General features: G+C 62.5%; 14 protein-coding genes and 1 pseudogene. 7 read left to right on the top strand and 8 right to left on the bottom strand.

What is annotated here, in order from left to right; translation table 11 throughout:
* Positions 1 to 6: 6 nt before the first annotated feature.
* From imuA to BBI10_RS17015, 6 genes are all read right to left on the bottom strand, one after another.
* Positions 7 to 624 carry a translesion DNA synthesis-associated protein ImuA gene (gene imuA, locus BBI10_RS17040; protein ID WP_065990363.1) on the bottom strand — a complete coding sequence of 206 codons (618 nt, stop codon included), beginning with the start codon at positions 622 to 624 and terminating at the stop codon, positions 7 to 9.
* Positions 624 to 1241, bottom strand: a complete 618-nt coding sequence (gene lexA, locus BBI10_RS17035; RefSeq protein WP_065990361.1) for a transcriptional repressor LexA — start codon at positions 1239 to 1241, stop codon at positions 624 to 626. The genes imuA and lexA overlap by 1 nt, the downstream gene beginning before the upstream one ends.
* Positions 1242 to 1361: 120 nt before the next feature.
* Positions 1362 to 2165, bottom strand: coding sequence for an isocitrate lyase/PEP mutase family protein (locus BBI10_RS17030; RefSeq protein ID WP_065990862.1), 804 nt, complete (start codon positions 2163 to 2165; stop codon positions 1362 to 1364).
* 75 nt (positions 2166 to 2240) lie between these two features.
* Complete coding sequence (locus tag BBI10_RS17025) at positions 2241 to 2780, bottom strand: methylated-DNA--[protein]-cysteine S-methyltransferase (RefSeq protein WP_065990359.1); 540 nt, start codon at positions 2778 to 2780, stop codon at positions 2241 to 2243.
* 216 nt (positions 2781 to 2996) lie between these two features.
* Positions 2997 to 3917: a DNA-3-methyladenine glycosylase family protein gene (locus BBI10_RS17020; RefSeq protein ID WP_065990357.1), complete on the bottom strand. Its 921-nt coding sequence runs from the start codon at positions 3915 to 3917 to the stop codon at positions 2997 to 2999.
* A gap of 250 nt (positions 3918 to 4167) precedes the next feature.
* Complete coding sequence (locus BBI10_RS17015) at positions 4168 to 4812, bottom strand: hypothetical protein (RefSeq protein WP_432213758.1); 645 nt, start codon at positions 4810 to 4812, stop codon at positions 4168 to 4170.
* A gap of 516 nt (positions 4813 to 5328) precedes the next feature.
* On the opposite strand from BBI10_RS17015, the gene BBI10_RS17010 reads away from it, so the two are divergent.
* From BBI10_RS17010 to BBI10_RS16980, 7 genes are all read left to right on the top strand, one after another.
* On the top strand, positions 5329 to 6315 hold the full coding sequence (locus BBI10_RS17010) for an aliphatic sulfonate ABC transporter substrate-binding protein (RefSeq protein ID WP_065990355.1): 987 nt from the start codon (positions 5329 to 5331) through the stop codon (positions 6313 to 6315).
* Positions 6312 to 7190 (top strand): ABC transporter permease, encoded by an 879-nt coding sequence (locus BBI10_RS17005; RefSeq protein ID WP_083233152.1) that lies wholly within the window; start codon positions 6312 to 6314, stop codon positions 7188 to 7190. Before BBI10_RS17010 ends, BBI10_RS17005 begins: the two co-directional genes overlap by 4 nt.
* Positions 7191 to 8118: 928 nt before the next feature.
* Positions 8119 to 9102 (top strand): LacI family DNA-binding transcriptional regulator, encoded by a 984-nt coding sequence (locus BBI10_RS17000; RefSeq protein WP_065990858.1) that lies wholly within the window; start codon positions 8119 to 8121, stop codon positions 9100 to 9102.
* A gap of 105 nt (positions 9103 to 9207) precedes the next feature.
* Complete coding sequence (locus BBI10_RS16995; protein WP_065990351.1) at positions 9208 to 10029, top strand: sugar phosphate isomerase/epimerase family protein; 822 nt, start codon at positions 9208 to 9210, stop codon at positions 10027 to 10029.
* On the top strand, positions 10022 to 10987 hold the full coding sequence (locus tag BBI10_RS16990) for a sugar kinase (RefSeq protein WP_065990349.1): 966 nt from the start codon (positions 10022 to 10024) through the stop codon (positions 10985 to 10987). The genes BBI10_RS16995 and BBI10_RS16990 overlap by 8 nt, the downstream gene beginning before the upstream one ends.
* A 70-nt stretch (positions 10988 to 11057) precedes the next feature.
* Positions 11058 to 12374, top strand: coding sequence for an MFS transporter (locus BBI10_RS16985; RefSeq protein WP_065990347.1), 1317 nt, complete (start codon positions 11058 to 11060; stop codon positions 12372 to 12374).
* 14 nt (positions 12375 to 12388) lie between these two features.
* Positions 12389 to 13369 (top strand): 2-hydroxyacid dehydrogenase, encoded by a 981-nt coding sequence (locus BBI10_RS16980; protein ID WP_065990343.1) that lies wholly within the window; start codon positions 12389 to 12391, stop codon positions 13367 to 13369.
* Positions 13370 to 13511: 142 nt separating this feature from the next.
* Here the strand turns inward: BBI10_RS16980 and BBI10_RS28645 are convergent, their stop codons facing one another.
* Both BBI10_RS28645 and BBI10_RS28640 read right to left on the bottom strand, forming a co-directional pair.
* Entirely contained in the window at positions 13512 to 14375 is an 864-nt protein-coding gene (locus BBI10_RS28645) for a methyl-accepting chemotaxis protein (RefSeq protein WP_432213757.1), read from the bottom strand.
* Positions 14367 to 15122 (bottom strand): annotated as a pseudogene (locus tag BBI10_RS28640) (MCP four helix bundle domain-containing protein); the annotation flags it as partial. The gene BBI10_RS28645 and the pseudogene BBI10_RS28640, both read right to left, overlap by 9 nt.
* Positions 15123 to 15274: the final 152 nt, after the last annotated feature.

Below are 15274 nucleotides of genomic sequence, written 5' to 3'. Positions count from 1 at the left end.
GCAACCTCAAGCGTCAGCGATGAACGGAACGGGGGAAGAAGGCGCCAGCCCGCCGCGACACTTGAGCACCCGCAACTGACTGGGGCGCGCGTCGATGGCAATGCGCAGCGCGGCCGGAGACGGATTGGCTGCCGCCTCATGCCCACGGCAGGCAAAGGCCAGGGTTTCACCGGTTTCGGCGGCCACCTGCAACCGACGCAAGGCACGGTCGTCGACCTTGGTCGGCCAGCACAGCACTGCGCCGCAACTGCCCGAACGCAGGCATTGCTCCACCGCCCACAGGGCATCGCGCTCGTTGGCGTGAATAATCGACAACTGCCTCAGGTCGATGCCCGCCATCTGCCACGCCTGGGCATAGGGCAAAAAAGGAGGCGCAACCAGCACGATGCGCTCGCCGCTGTCCGCCAGTCGCGCCAGGGTCGGCCACATCAGACGCAACTCGCCGCTGCCGTTGGCCGCCACCAGCACTTCAGTCATTGCTGCAGGCGGCCAGCCTCCCATGGGCAATGCCGCATCGAGGGCGGCATGGCCGGTAGGCTGGGCGGCAACCGAGGCAACCTGCTGACGCCCCTTCCAGACGCGTCGCTCGTCCAGCAGCGCGTCGAGGCTGACCACCGCGCCCATCATTCCCGGCGCACCAGGCCACAGAACACGCCTTCGATGGCGAAGTCCTGGTCGGGCTGGACGATGATCGGTTGATATGCCGGGTTGCGCGGCAGCAAGCGAAGCTGATCATCGCCGCGCTCAAGGCGCTTGATGGTCACTTCGCCGTCCAGCCGGGCGACGATGATCTGACCGTCGCGGGCCTCGGCGCTTTGCAGGATGCCCACCAGATCACCGTCGAAGATGCCGTCGTCGATCATTGAGTCCCCGCTCACCCGCAACAGGTAATCCGGGACGCGCATGAAGGTGCGGCTGTCAAGCGTGAAGGTGTCGTGATTGTCGAGGTCGGGGCCGATGGGCGCGCCGGCGGCCACCCGACCGAGTACGGGAATGTCGAGCATCTGCGGCCGTGGCCCAGTGTCCAGCAGGCGGATGCCGCGGGCCTGATTGGCGACGACTTCAATCAAGCCGGCGTCGGTCAGGGCCACGATGTGCTTGCGCGCGACACTGCGGGAAGCAAAACCGAAGGCTTCGGAAATTTCAGCCAGGCTGGGAGGCTGGCCATTCTGGGCGATGCGATCTCGTATGAACGTGAGGATGGCAGCGCGTTTGGGGGATAGGGTCGTCATGGAGCACATTTGTACTCTTTTCGACTAATCCTGACCAGCGCCTCCTGTCGATCCCTTGGCAATTTTGTAACAGAGCGGCGAATCCACAGAATCGCCACCCCTTATTTCATTTATTGCGATGGGTGCTATCTAGCGCTCAAACAACGCCTGGATCTGCGGGTAGGTCAGGCTGCCTTCGGTGACCGCTTCCGATCGCCCTTCCTGCAGAAAGCCCCGCGCCAGTTGCTCGGCCTGTCCCCATAAGGTCTGCGTGATGGTGGACCCGGCGCTCAAACGGCGCACGCCCAGCTGCGCCAGCGCGTCGGCGGCGGGCAGCCCCTGTCGCGCCAACAGATTGATGGGGAGGTCGATGCCTGCAACGACGGTCTTGATGTGCTCGACATCCACCAATGCCGCCACGAACAGGCCGTCTGCACCTGCTTCCCTGTAAAGCTGGCCGCGCTTCAGTGTTTCCTCCAGACGCAACTCTTCAGCGACCAGACTCGCCAGGTAAACGTCGGTGCGGGCATTGATAAAGACGTCCAGCCCGTTGCGGGCCGCCATGCTTTTGATCGCCTCGATCTTGCGGGCCAGCAGCGCCGGCGCGTCGGAAGCGTCCTCGATATTGATGCCGATCGCGCCGACGTCCAGCACCCGCTTGACGTTTTCCGCCACGGTTTGCGGGTCGTCCGAGTAGCCGTTTTCCATGTCCACCGACAGCGGCACGTTGATCAGCCGCGCGATGCTGGCCGCGACGGTTACCGCGATGTCCACCGGAAACACACGGCCATCGGCATAGCCCTGGGCCCAGGCGACCCCGGCGCTGGTGGTCGCGATGGCGGTGGCGCCGAGGCTTTCGAACAGCCGAGCGCTGCCGGCATCCCAGGCATTGGGCAGGCGCAAAACGGTGGACTGGTGGTGCAGTGAGCGAAACGTCTGAGCGGAACCAGGCATGATCATCTCCATTGATTCGGTTTCTGTGCGGGTTTTTACTGACAGGGGGTGCGTGTGTGTATGTGGGGGGCCAGTCTAGAACAGTAACGCCTGAGTCGAAGCCGCCGCCGCAATGCCCTTGCCACGAGACGCGGGCTGATACCCCTCATGCGTCAGGAGCAGGTGCTTGGCGTCGAGGCCACCGGCAAAACCGGTGAGCGCGCCGGTACTGCCGATCACCCGGTGGCACGGGGCGATGATGGAAATCGGGTTCTTGCCATTGGCGGCACCGACGGCGCGCACGGCGGCGGGGTTGCCGATCTGCAGGGCAATGTCGAGATAACTGCGGGTTTCGCCGAAAGGAATATTCAACAAGGCCTGCCAGACTTTCTGCTGAAATGCGGTGCCATGGAATTCGAGCTCAAGGTCGAAGCGCTGTCGGCGACCGGCAAAGTATTCGCCGAGCTGGCGCTCGGTCCGGTCAAGGATATCGCTGCCGGCATCTTCGCTCATCGGCCCGAGCAGCACGCGGTTGGGGCGGTCGTTTTCCCAGAGCACGGCGGCCAGACGCGGGCCCTTGGCGATCAGCTTCAACTGACCGACCGGGGAATCGATGAAGCGGTAGGTGAAAATCATCGTCTGGCTCCTGCTCTGACTTGTGGCCTGGCTTGCGGTATTGCGCGTGTTGCGGATTTCGCACTGGATCGTGGTGCGCCTTGGTCATCCGCAATGACCCGACATGATCCGTGATCATGCGGCATGACCCAGACCGTCCGGGCGCCGGGTCGAATGCCGACATACTACTCGCGCGCCCGGTTCGAACCACCCGCTTCTTGCGCTCGAACTCACAGGTCAGCCGCCCTTCTGCATGCCCGCCGCGTCCGCCGCGGAATTCCAGATGTGAATCGCGGCGTACGCGCGCCAGGGTTTCCAGGCTTCGGCCCGCGCCTTGTGCTGCGGCAGGCGCAGCAGGGTCGGCTCCTGCAGGGTCATCAGATTCATCAGCACCAGATCGGCGGCAGGCCAGGCGTCCGGGTCACGCCAGGCGCGCATGGCGATGTATTCCACGGTCCAAGGGCCGATGCCGGGCATGGCCAGCAACTGTCGCCGTAAATCGCCAATGCCGCCATGACGAACGTCAAGGGACAGCTCGCCACTGGCCACCGCCGCCGCGAGACGCTGCAGGGTCTCGACGCGCTTGCCGGGCATGCCGATCTTGTCCAGGTTGGCCTGCGCCAAGGCCTCAGGCGTCGGGAAGCGCCAGGCCAATTGTTCATGCAGCCCATCGTGGACCTGAACCCCGGCGCGCTGCACGAGGCGACCGACAATCGTCGTCGCACCCTTGACGCTGACCTGCTGCCCGACAATCGTGCGCACCGCCAGCTCGAACCCGGAAAACGCCCCCGGCACGCGCAGCCCCGGGCGACGCTGCACCAGCGAGGCCAGCCACGGGTCTTGCGAGAGGGCCTTGTCGATGATGGGCGGTTCGGCGTACAGATCGAACATGTGCGAAACCGGCACGATCAGCTCATCAATGTGCTGGCTGACCTCGCCATGGACGGTCGCCAGCAATTGCTGCCCGTCCGGCGCCAGTGCGACCGACAAGGCACCTTGGCTGCCCTTGAAGTCGATCGTGCGCATGTACACCCCATCGACCACCGCCTCCACGCCCGCCGTCATCCGCGCCGCAAAGAAATCGAGCATGCGCTGCCAGTCGAACGGCGGGTTGAAGGGGATCAGGCGCGAGGCGTGGGGCTGGAGAGGTCGAAGCATGGGGGAATCGCCGGCAGTCAGGTCGGCTGACGCTAGCCTAATCGATGAAGGCGTACAAATTTTTTGGGCTCGAACACATCAGGCGGTGTCGACCCCAGGACCGGATCGCGCCCCGACTGTAGGACCGGCTTCAGCCGGTAACATGTCAGGTGTCACACCGCAGAATTGAGAGTGGGTACACCGGCCTCTTCCCGGCTGAAGCCGGTCCCACAAGGGATCGCGTCCTACGAGTGGATCCCATGCATTCCCGTCAGCTCGGGCAGCCCACTGCGCCGCCGTTGAGGTTCTGCTTGTAGTTTTCGTACTGCAGCGTGGCTTTGCCGTCGTTCCACTTGAGCGTCAGGACCAGCACGGAATCGAAGTCCTCGGCCACCCAGTCGTCGACCAGTTTGAGTTTCTCGCCCGATGCCTCCTCGGCGACTTTGTTGATCAGCTCCGGCAGGTAACCGTGGGACCAAGCCGTGTAGATAGTGGCGTCGTGGTATTTGTCGCGCATCAACTCATCGGCCAGATCACCGGTGTCGTTGGCAGCGAAGTCGATGTTCACCGGCAGGCCCAGCTTGATCGCGCTGGGACCAACGGTCATGAGCGGGCGAAGGTAACTGTAGGAATGATCATGTTCGCCCTCTTCCACATGGCGGCTGGGGTTCGCCGCGAAGATGAAGTCGGCCTTGCCGAAGGTGTTCGGCAGCACTGTGGACAGGTCGATAGCGCGATTAAGACCCTGACAATTGAGCTGACCCAGGCCGGTTTCGGGCTTCTCGGCGTGGCGTAGAAACACCAGCGTCTGAGTGCCGTTCTTGGACTCGGCGTGCACGCCTTTACCGGCGGCGAACCAGAAAATGGCGGACGCGATCAGCAGGGTCGGCAACAGAAAATAGGTCATGCGCTGCATTGCGCGGGACAACAGAGGAGGCGTTGAAAGGCTCATATCGGCATGGAATTCTGATGGTTCGTGATGGGCGTGACGCCCGATGCAACGTCCTTGTCAGCGTGTGGCTCGGCGCAGTATGGCGAGCGAATGTTTCCGTATAACGAATGCCCATCAGATCAGAAAATGCTCAAGAGGTTGCACGCAACCACCTGATTTCCCGGATTAATCGCCGAACGGTCAAATGGCGTTGTTTTGAGTCAACGGTGTGTAGCCGCTGCGGACCACCGCGCTGAGCAGTACAGCGACCTCCGCGGAGGTGCCAATTACCTTTGTTCGCCCAGCAACAGTCGATCAACAGACTGTTGTTTCAGATACCCCGCTGCCCCTGTTCTGCCCCGCAAATACGGCAAAACGGCGGCCTCTGGCCAATGGCACAAAGCCTGCAATATTCCAATCAAGCAGACCGATTCGCTCCGACTGCTGATGTCGTCATAAGCAGCCGTGCGCAGCTTCCGCCCCTTGATTGGACACTTACCCATGACCCCATTTTCCCGTCTGCCGACTTCTTTCAAACTGCTCGCCGTTGCTCTTGCCCTGACGCTACTGCCGCACGCCCAGGCTGCCGAGGCGCCACCTGCCGAGGTGCATCTCGACTACGCCTACTACTCGCCGGTCAGTCTGGTGCTCAAGCATTTTGGCTGGCTGGAAAAGGCGCTGCCACAGAGCAACGTCAGCTGGGTGTTCAGCCAGGGCAGCAACCGCTCGCTGGAGTACCTCAACAGCGGTGGCGTCGACTTCGCTTCCTCCGCCAGTCTTTCAGCGGTACTGGCGCGGGCCAATGGCAGCCCGATCAAATCGGTTTATGTCTACAGCCGCGCCGAATGGACCGCCCTGGTGGTGCGCAAGGACTCGACGCTGCAGAGCATTGCAGACCTGAAAGGCAAGAAAATTGCCGCCACCAAAGGCACCGACCCTTACCTGTTCACCCTGCGCGCCTTGCAGCAGGCGAAGCTGACCAAGGACGACGTCGAACTCTTGCATCTGCAGCACCCGGATGGCCGCATTGCGCTGGAGAAAGGCGACGTCGATGCCTGGGCGGGGCTCGATCCGCACATGGCGGCAAGCGAAATTCAGGCCGGCTCGCGCTTGCTGTACCGCAACAAGGACTTCAACAGCTTTGGCGTCGTCAGCGTGACCGAGCGCTATGCGAAGGAGCACCCGGAAGCGATCAAAACCGTCCTTGGCGCGTACGAAAAAGCCCGGGAGTGGTCGCTGAAACATCCGGACGAGCTGGCGCAATTGCTCGCCACTGAGTCAGGCCTGCCGCTGGATGTCGCCAAACTGCAATTGACCCGCACTGACCTCGGCAGCCCCCTGCTGACCGACAAGGACGTCACCGCGTCGAAGGCCGCCGCGCCGATTCTGGTGTCCGAAGCGTTGGTGCGCAAAGGCACGAACGTCGACCAGATCATCGACCAATTGATCGACCCTAGTTTCGGCAACGCGATCGACGTCCAGCCATGAGCAATGCGCGGGGCAGCCAAGCCAGTGGCAGCAGTATCGGAAACAGCGTCAGCCCCAGGGCTCAGGCGTTGAAGGACGAGGCATCTGACGCGCCACCGGTTGTGCGGCAAGCCCGTGGGAACTGGCGGACCCGCTTGAAGGGTCTTGCCGTGCCGGTGGCTATTTTGCTCTTGCTGGAAGTCGCCGTACGGGTGGGCTGGGTGCAGTCCTACCAGATGCCGGCCCCCAGCGAGATTGCAACGACCCTGACTGATCTGGCCGACGGCGCGCTGTGGAAACACATCGGCGCCAGCCTGACGCGGGTGCTGTCGGGGTTCGCGATCGGCGCGGGGCTGGGGCTGGTGTTTGCGGCGTGGGTCGGGCTCAGCCGCGAGGCGGAAGCGTATCTGGAGCCGACGTTCGCCGGCCTGCGCTCTATCCCGAGCCTGGCCTGGGTGCCACTGTTGCTGTTGTGGCTGGGGATTGGTGAGACCTCCAAGATTGTGTTGATTGCCATTGGGGCGTTTTTCCCGGTGTACCTGAACGGCGTTGCGGCCATTCGCAATATTGATCGCAAGCTGGTGGAGGTGGGGAGGATGTATCGCTTCAGTCGGCGGCAAATGATCGTGCACGTATTTTTGCCCGCCGCGCTGCCCGGGTTGTTTACTGGTTTGCGTTCGGGGTTGAGTCTGGCGTGGATGTTTCTGGTGGCGGCGGAATTGATCGCCGCGACGAAAGGGTTGGGTTATTTGCTGAGTGACGGGCGCGAGACGTCACGGCCCGATATTGTGCTGGCGGCGATCATTGTGTTGGCGGTGTTGGGCAAGCTGACCGATGGGGTGTTGGCGATGCTGGAACGGCGGTTCCTGGCCTGGCGGGATGCTTTTACAGGCTGAGATCAAGATCAAAATCTAAAGCGTCGGCCTAACGGCCTCGGTTTCGCCTTCGGCGAGTTACTTGGAAAAGCACCCCAAGTAACCAAGGGTGCTTGCTCTCGGTTGGGCCCTTCGTTCCTCAGGGTTCCTTCACTCCGGTCTCGCTCCGTGGGCCCGCTGCCATCCGCCATCCATGGCGGGGGGCAGCTCTCGCCGCATCCATGCGGCTCGGCCCACTCCACGAGACCTCCGTTCAGCCTGCACCAAAGTCGCGTTATGCGGTGCCTGAACTATCTCGGTTGAAGATCAAGATCAACAGCTTCCCGGCTGAAGCCGGTCCTACGTTTGGACCGCATACTCTCGCGCAATGAACGTGCCCACGCTCCGCGTGGGTATGCATCCCAGGACGCTCTGCGTCCATTCCCGGCTAAAGCCGGTCCCACTAAAGGCACCGCATACAACCTGTGGAATCGCCTCCAACTGTAGGACCGGCTTCAGCCGGGAAGCCCTTGATCTGCTTTTGATGTGCTTTTGATCTTCGTACACAAAATGCCCAGACACCGCCAATCGCGACTTGGGTGCAGGCTGAACGGAGGTCTCGCGCAGTGGGCCGAGCCGCAGGGATGCGGCGAGAGCGCCGTCAGGACATGGATGTCCGTTTGGCGCGGGCCCACGGAGCGAGACCGGAGTGAAGGAACCCGACGAAGTCGGGCCCAACCGAGAGCATGCACTTTTGCTTACTTTTGGTGCTTTTCAAAAGTAAGTCGCCGAAGGCAAACGATCTGCCGTTAGGCAGATGCCTTTAACAGCGTATTGACGCCAACCCCGAATCTGGTGTCTCCTGAAACCGGTTTCAGAGCGAAAGAGCTCTCCCCATAAGCCTGCTGATAAATCCAATAAGGTCCAGGCCGTGAACATCATTTCCACCCCGACGCGCACCCGCGTCACCATGAACGACGTCGCCGACCTCGCCGGCGTCTCCAAGGCCAGCGTCTCGCGCTTCATCGGCGATGACCGCCAACTGCTGTCCGACGCCATCGCCAAACGCATCGAACAGGCCATCGACACCCTCGGCTATCGCCCCAACCAAATGGCCCGCGGCCTCAAACGCGGCCGCACCCGCCTGATCGGCATGCTCGTCGCCGACATCCGCAACCCCTACTCCATCGCCGTCATGCACGGCGTCGAGACCGCCTGCCGCAAACACGGTTACAGCCTCGTCGTCTGCAACACCGACCGCGACGACGAACAGGAACGCCTGCACCTCGCGGCACTGCGCTCCTACAACATCGAAGGCCTGATCGTGAACACCCTCGGCCATCACCTCGACGAACTGCGCGAACTGCACCGCGAACTGCCGATGGTGCTGGTGGACCGCAAAGTCGATGAACTGCACAGCGATCTCGTCGGCCTCGACAACGTCGCGGCAGTCCGGCAAGCGCTGGATCATCTGCATGAAGCCGGATACCGCGACGTACTCATGGTCACCGAACCCCAGGACGGCACCAGTTCGCGGATCGAGCGGGTCGACGCCTTCAAACACCAAATCACTCAGCGCGCCGGCATGCGTGGCCAGGTCTGCGAAACCGGCGAACCACTGCGCGACCGGTTGCGCGACTTCCTCGCGCAGCAAGGCCCCGGCCCCAAGGCCCTGTTCACTGCCAACGGCGTCGCTACCCTGATCACCACCCGTCAACTGCATGAGCTGGGCTGCCACCTGTTCAACGACATCGGCCTGATCGCCCTCGACGAGCTGGACTGGTACCCACTCGTCGGCAGCGGCATCACCTCCCTGGCGCAGCCCACCCACGAAATGGGCATTACCGCCTTCGAGTGCCTGCTGAACCGACTGCGTGGCGACCAGGAGCCGGTGCGGCTGTACGACTTCCCTGCACAGTTGATCGCCCGCGGCTCGACCCGACGACAGACCTGACCGACCCAAACAGATACCGCAGGTCAACCCCTGCACGCCGACGCGAACTTTTACTCGGTTCGCTCGTTCGAACAAAAATGTAACCGGTTTCAGAGGACAATAATAATGACCCTACCATCCGTTGCCATCAGCCTCGGCGCCTTCGGTGCCGATCATGTACGCGGCCAAGGCCAGGCCAGTTTCATCCCGTTGCTGGTCAACGTTGGCGTCACGCGCATCGAGCTGCGGGAAGAGCTGTTCAGCCCCAGCGTCGACGACCAAGACCTCCCTGCCCTCGCCCGCGCCATTGCGGCTCACGGCCTGGAATGCCTGTACTCCGCTCCCCTTGAGTTGTGGCTCGAAGGCGACAGTCAGCCGAACCCCGGACTCATCCCGACCCTCGAACGCGCCACGGCGTGCGGTGCGTTCTGGCTCAAAGTATCGCTGGGGCATTTTGGCGAGCACTGCGACGTGGCGGCGCTGGCCGATCGTCTTGCACCCTTTGACGTTCACTTGCTGGTGGAAAACGATCAGACCGAGCAAGGCGGCCGCATCGAGCCCTTCGTTCGGTTCTTCGCGCAGATCACCGCGCTGCAAATGCCCATCGGCATGACCTTCGACATCGGCAACTGGCGCTGGCAGGAACAGTCCGCCCGCGACGCCGCACAGCAGCTGGGGCGTTACGTCGAGTACCTGCACTGCAAGGCAATCACCCGGAACGGGGCAGGCAAGCTCATCGCCGTACCGCCAGCGCCGGCCGATCTGCAAGCGTGGGAACAGCTCATCCAGCACATGCCGGTAAACCTGCCCCGCGCCGTTGAATACCCGCTGCAAGGCGATGACCTGCTGCAAGTGACCCGCGAACAGGTTGCCCTGCTCGCCCGCCTTGGCCAGTCGCAGCCCACTCACTCCAACCCGAAGGAAACGGAGGCGCTGAGCCATGTCTGAGATCGATATTCTCTCGTTCGGTGAGACCATGACCATGCTGGTGGCCGCGCAAACCGGTGACCTGGCGCAGGTTCGCCACTTCGAGAAACGCATCGCCGGCGCTGACAGTAACGTGGCGATCGGTCTGTCCCGGCTGGGCTTCAAGGTCGCGTGGCTAAGCCGGGTCGGCAACGATTCCATGGGCCGCTTCGTCACCGACAGCCTGCAACAGGAAGGCGTTGATTGCTGCCACGTCACCGTGGACGCCGCGCACCCCACCGGCTTTCAGTTCAAATCCCTGGAGCTGGAAGGCGCGGACCCTGTGGTCGAGTACTTCCGTCGCGGCTCGGCGGCCAGCCATCTGTCAGTCAACGACATCGTCCCCGAGCTGCTCAAGGCCCGGCATCTGCACGCCACGGGCATCCCGGCGGCGCTGTCCGACACCTGTCGGGAGCTTTCCCACGTGCTGATGACGCAAATGCGCGAGGCCGGCCGCAGCGTGTCGTTCGACCCCAATCTGCGGCCTTCGCTGTGGTCGAGCCAGGCGACGATGATCCGCGAAGTCAACCACCTTGCCAGCCACGCCCACTGGGTCATGCCGGGGCTGGCCGAGGGTGAATTGCTCACCGGTTTCGACACCCCGGCGGACATCGCCCGTTTCTACCTGGACATGGGCGTCGAGGCGGTGATCATCAAACTCGGCGCCAAGGGTGCGTATTACCGAACCCAACTCAATGAGGCGTTCCTGCCCGGCGTGCCGGTGCCAAAGGTGGTCGACACCGTGGGCGCAGGCGACGGTTTTGCCGTCGGCGTGATCAGCGCGCTGCTGGAAAACCTCGGCTTCGAACAGGCCACTGCCCGGGGCAACTGGGTCGGCAGCCAAGCCGTGCAAAGCCGTGGCGACATGGAAGGCCTGCCCTGCCGCGCCGCCCTCGATGCGGCCAACGTCTCGGCAGGCACGCGACGACAGAGCGCCTGAACCTCGCCTTTACACACACCGAATCTCCATCACCTGCTGCGACAAAAACAACATGCTCAGGGAGCCTGAAATGGACAAGCTGCTCGAATCCGTGAAACACGCCGGCCTCAAACGTCGCTGGCTATTGATCATGCCCATCGTCTTCATCACCTACAGCCTGGCGTACCTGGACCGCGCCAACTATGGCTTTGCCGCTGCTTCGGGGATGGCCGAAGACCTGAATATCACCCCGGGCATGTCGTCCCTGCTGGGGGCGTTGTTCTTCCTCGGTTACTTCTTCTTCCAGGTGCCCGGCGCCATCTATGCGCAGAAGAAAAGCGTCAAGAAACTCATCTTCGTCAGCCTGATTCTGTGGGGCGGCCTGGCCACCCTGACCGGCATCGTCTCCAACGCCTACATGCTGATCGGCATCCGCTTCATGCTCGGTGTGGTCGAAGCGGCCGTCATGCCGGCGATGCTGGTCTACCTCTGCTACTGGTTCACCAAGGCCGAACGCTCGCGGGCCAACACCGTGCTGATCCTCGGCAACCCGGTGACGATGCTGTGGATGTCGGTGGTGTCCGGCTATCTGGTGGCGCACTTCAGCTGGCGCTGGATGTTCATCGTCGAAGGCCTGCCGGCGGTGATCTGGGCGTTTATCTGGTGGCGTCTGGTGGACGAGCGTCCGGCCCAGGCCAAGTGGCTGACCGCTGAGGAAAAGACCGAACTGCAAGCGCGCCTCGACGCCGAACAGGTCGGCATCAAGCCAGTGAAAAACTACGCCGAAGCCTTCCGCTCGCCACGCGTGCTGCTGCTGGCCGCGCAGTATTTCTGCTGGAGCATCGGCGTTTATGGCTTCGTGCTGTGGCTGCCGACGATCATCAAGAAAGGCATGCAGATGGACATGGTCGAAGCCGGCTGGCTCTCGGCCCTGCCGTACCTGGCGGCGGTGATCGGCATGGTGCTGGTGTCGTGGGCATCGGATAAAACCCAGAAGCGCAAAGCGTTTGTCTGGCCGCCGCTGCTGCTGGCCGCCGTTGCGTTCTACGGCTCGTATGCGCTGGGCACCGAGCATTTCTGGTGGTCGTACTCGCTGCTGGTCATTGCCGGTGCCTGCATGTACGCGCCCTACGGTCCGTTCTTCGCCATCGTCCCGGAAATCCTCCCGGCCAACGTCGCGGGCGGCGCCATGGCCTTGATCAACAGCCTCGGCGCGCTGGGTTCCTTCGCCGGTTCCTACCTCGTCGGCTACCTCAACGGCGTCACCGGCACCTTGAGCGCGTCGTACCTGTTCATGAGCGGCGCGTTGCTGGTGTCGGTGGTGCTGACGCTGCTGCTCAAGCCGGACAGCAAGCCCCGCCCGCTGAGCGACAAGCCTGGCGTTGGTCCCGCGCCTGCCCATTCCTGATCCGGAGCCCTTCGATGACTCACCATGTTGTGCTGTACAAAAAACTCTCGGCGCCTTTGATGGAGCGCCTGCAAGCCCAGGCCGAGGTCACGCTGATCGACGATCCGAAATCCAGCGACGGCCTGGCCCGCCTGCGCGACGCCCTGCCCCACGCCGATGCCCTGCTCGGCGCGAGCGTGAAGCTGGATGCCGAGCTGCTGGACCTGGCGCCGAAGCTCAAGGCGGTGTCCAGCGTCTCGGTGGGCGTCGACAACTACGATATCGAGTACCTGACCCGGCGCGGTATTCTGCTCACCAACACCCCGGACGTGCTGACTGAAACCACCGCTGACACCGGTTTCGCGCTGATCATGGCCACGGCCCGTCGGGTGGTGGAGCTGGCGAATATGGTTCGCGATGGCCAGTGGAAGCAGAACATCGGGCCGAAGCATTTTGGTTCCGATGTGCACGGCAAGACGCTGGGCATCATCGGCATGGGCCGGATTGGCGAAGCGGTCGCGCAACGGGGCCATTTCGGTTTCGGGATGCCGGTGATCTATCACAGCCACTCACCGAAGCCGGCGGTGGAAGCGCGCTTTGAGGCCCGCTATCGCAGTCTGGAGGACCTGTTGCGCGAAGCTGATTTTGTCTGCCTGACCGTGCCGCTGACCGCTGAAACCGAGGGACTGATTGGCACGGAACAATTTGCGCAGATGCGCCCGGAGACGATCTTCATCAACATCGCCCGGGGCAAAGTGGTGGACGAGCCGGCGCTGATTGCTGCGCTGCAGAACGGGCAGATCCGCGCGGCAGGTCTGGACGTCTTTGAACAGGAACCCGTGAGCCCGGACTCGCCGCTACTGAGGATGGACAACGTGGTGGCAACCCCCCACATGGGCTCGGCGACCCACGAGACCCGCGAGGCCATGGCCCGCTGTGCCGTGGACAACCTGCTGGCGGCCCTGGCAGGCGAGCGACCGAAGGATCTGGTCATTCCTGCTGCGTGGCATGGCTGACATCTACCCGGTGGGATCAGGTAATGCTCGCGAACTCAGCCCGTGCGCAGAAACGCGGCTCTGCGACCCTATTCGCGAGCAAGCTCGCTCCCACACGATTCCACCAGCCCTTGAGACCTGTGACCCTCACCAAATCAGCCGCTTAGACCACAAACTTCGCCACCATTGCTTTCAGGTCCACCGCCAGTCGTGACAGTTCATGGCTGGCCGCGCTGGTCTGGTTCGCGCCGGCCGCCGTCTGCGCGGCGAGGTCGCGGATGTTGACCAGATTGCGGTCGACTTCCCTCGACACCTGCGCCTGTTCTTCCGATGCGCTGGCGATCACCAGGTTGCGTTCGTTTATCTGCGCGATGGCTTCGGTGATCATCTCCAGTGCATCACCCGCCGAACTGGCCAGGCTGAGCGTGGTGCGGGTGCTCTCGGTGTTGCGCGACATGGATTGCACGGCGTCGCCGGTGCGGGTCTGAATGCCGGCGACCATCTGTTCGATTTCCGTGGTCGATTGCGCGGTGCGGTGGGCCAGCGCGCGGACTTCGTCGGCGACCACGGCAAACCCGCGACCCGCCTCCCCCGCACGCGCGGCCTCGATGGCCGCGTTGAGGGCCAGCAGGTTGGTCTGCTCGGCAATCGAGCGAATCACGTCCAGCACCTTGCCGATGTCACGCCCCTGGGCAGCCAGGCCTTCGACCAGCCCGGAAGTGGCCTGAATCTGCTGGGCCATGTCCTGAATCGACCTAACCGTCTCGATGACCCGTTCACGGCCCTGACGCGCAGTCTGGTTGGACTGCTGTGACGCTTCGGACGTCGACACCGCGTTGCGCGCGACCTCCTCGACGGCGGCCGTCATCTCGTTGACCGCCGTTGCCGCCTGCTCGATCTCGTTGTTCTGCTGTTGCAAACCGCGCGAGGACTCTTCTGTCACCGCGCTCAGTTCCTCGGCCGCCGAGGCCAGTTGCGTGGACGAGCCGGAAATCAGCTCGATGGTCTGGCGCAGATTGCGCTGCATTGTTGCCAGGGCGCGCAACAGCAGGGTCGCTTCGTCCTTGCCGTCGACTTCGATGGACCGGGTCAGATCGCCCGATGAAATTTCTTCTGCGGCACGAACCGCTCGGCTCATCGGGTTGACGATACTTCGGGTGAGCACCCACGCCAACAGGATGGTGAGCAGGACGGCGACCGTTGACACCGCAATCATGCTCAGGTTGGCGCTTTCATATTCCTGTCTGGAAATCTCTCCCGCTTCCGTGGCGCTCTTCGTGTTGATGGCGATCAACTGATTGATCTGCGCACCCATGAGATCAGTGGCTTCCTTCATGCGGGTGTTGATCAACGCGCGCATGTCATCAACCTTGTCTTGATGGGACAAATCCAGCACGTTGGCCTGAATGCCAAGGAACGTCGCCAGCGTCGCTTCAAACTGGTTGTAAAGCGCCAGTTCATCCGCCTCGGCCGGCAATGCGGCGTAGGCTTTTTTGGCAGCCTGCAACTTACCGATCAGTTCAGCGATCCGTGCATCGGTTTCACGCAGCGACGCCGGTTCCCGGTTGACCAGCGTGCGAAACGAGGTGATGCGCAAGCGCAGGCTGTTCTCCAGCATCCCGGTTAAATGGCCGATACTCGGCAGTTGGTTGGACTCCATGTCAATGGTGGCCTGGCGAATCTGCGCCATCCGGTGGACCGAGAAAACGCTCAAGCCAATGACCAGCGCGGCAATGAAAGCGAATCCCAGGAATGCGCGAGGCGCAATGTTCATGTTTCTTATCGACATGGATGATCTCTCTGGAAGGCTGATACTGCATGGCGTCTTTTTATTGTCACTCGTCCTGTTATCGGCAGCGCCTTAACTTTCATGCGAACGCTTTAAACGTTTAAAGAGATATATTTATGCGCGCCAACTTCGTACGA

The organism is Pseudomonas graminis (genome assembly GCF_001705435.1).
Classification (GTDB): domain Bacteria; phylum Pseudomonadota; class Gammaproteobacteria; order Pseudomonadales; family Pseudomonadaceae; genus Aquipseudomonas; species Aquipseudomonas graminis_B.
Note: the sequence above shows the minus strand (reverse complement) of the source record. Positions and strands in the feature narration are given on the sequence as shown.

Bases quoted from the DNA above. Each gene is read 5' to 3' on its own strand.
- imuA (WP_065990363.1), bottom strand. From the start codon at position 624: ATGGGCGCGGTGGTCAGCCTCGACGCGCTGCTGGACGAGCGACGCGTC.
- BBI10_RS16995 (WP_065990351.1), top strand. From the start codon at position 9,208: ATGACCCTACCATCCGTTGCCATCAGCCTCGGCGCCTTCGGTGCCGAT.
- BBI10_RS16990 (WP_065990349.1), top strand. From the start codon at position 10,022: ATGTCTGAGATCGATATTCTCTCGTTCGGTGAGACCATGACCATGCTG.
- BBI10_RS28645 (WP_432213757.1), bottom strand. From the start codon at position 14,375: ATGCAGCGCAATCTGCGCCAGACCATCGAGCTGATTTCCGGCTCGTCC.
- lexA (WP_065990361.1), bottom strand. From the start codon at position 1,241: ATGTGCTCCATGACGACCCTATCCCCCAAACGCGCTGCCATCCTCACG.
- BBI10_RS17025 (WP_065990359.1), bottom strand. From the start codon at position 2,780: ATGATTTTCACCTACCGCTTCATCGATTCCCCGGTCGGTCAGTTGAAG.
- BBI10_RS17015 (WP_432213758.1), bottom strand. From the start codon at position 4,812: ATGCAGCGCATGACCTATTTTCTGTTGCCGACCCTGCTGATCGCGTCC.
- BBI10_RS17010 (WP_065990355.1), top strand. From the start codon at position 5,329: ATGACCCCATTTTCCCGTCTGCCGACTTCTTTCAAACTGCTCGCCGTT.
- BBI10_RS17005 (WP_083233152.1), top strand. From the start codon at position 6,312: ATGAGCAATGCGCGGGGCAGCCAAGCCAGTGGCAGCAGTATCGGAAAC.
- BBI10_RS17030 (WP_065990862.1), bottom strand. From the start codon at position 2,165: ATGCCTGGTTCCGCTCAGACGTTTCGCTCACTGCACCACCAGTCCACC.
- BBI10_RS17020 (WP_065990357.1), bottom strand. From the start codon at position 3,917: ATGCTTCGACCTCTCCAGCCCCACGCCTCGCGCCTGATCCCCTTCAAC.
- BBI10_RS16980 (WP_065990343.1), top strand. From the start codon at position 12,389: ATGACTCACCATGTTGTGCTGTACAAAAAACTCTCGGCGCCTTTGATG.
- BBI10_RS17000 (WP_065990858.1), top strand. From the start codon at position 8,119: ATGAACGACGTCGCCGACCTCGCCGGCGTCTCCAAGGCCAGCGTCTCG.
- BBI10_RS16985 (WP_065990347.1), top strand. From the start codon at position 11,058: ATGGACAAGCTGCTCGAATCCGTGAAACACGCCGGCCTCAAACGTCGC.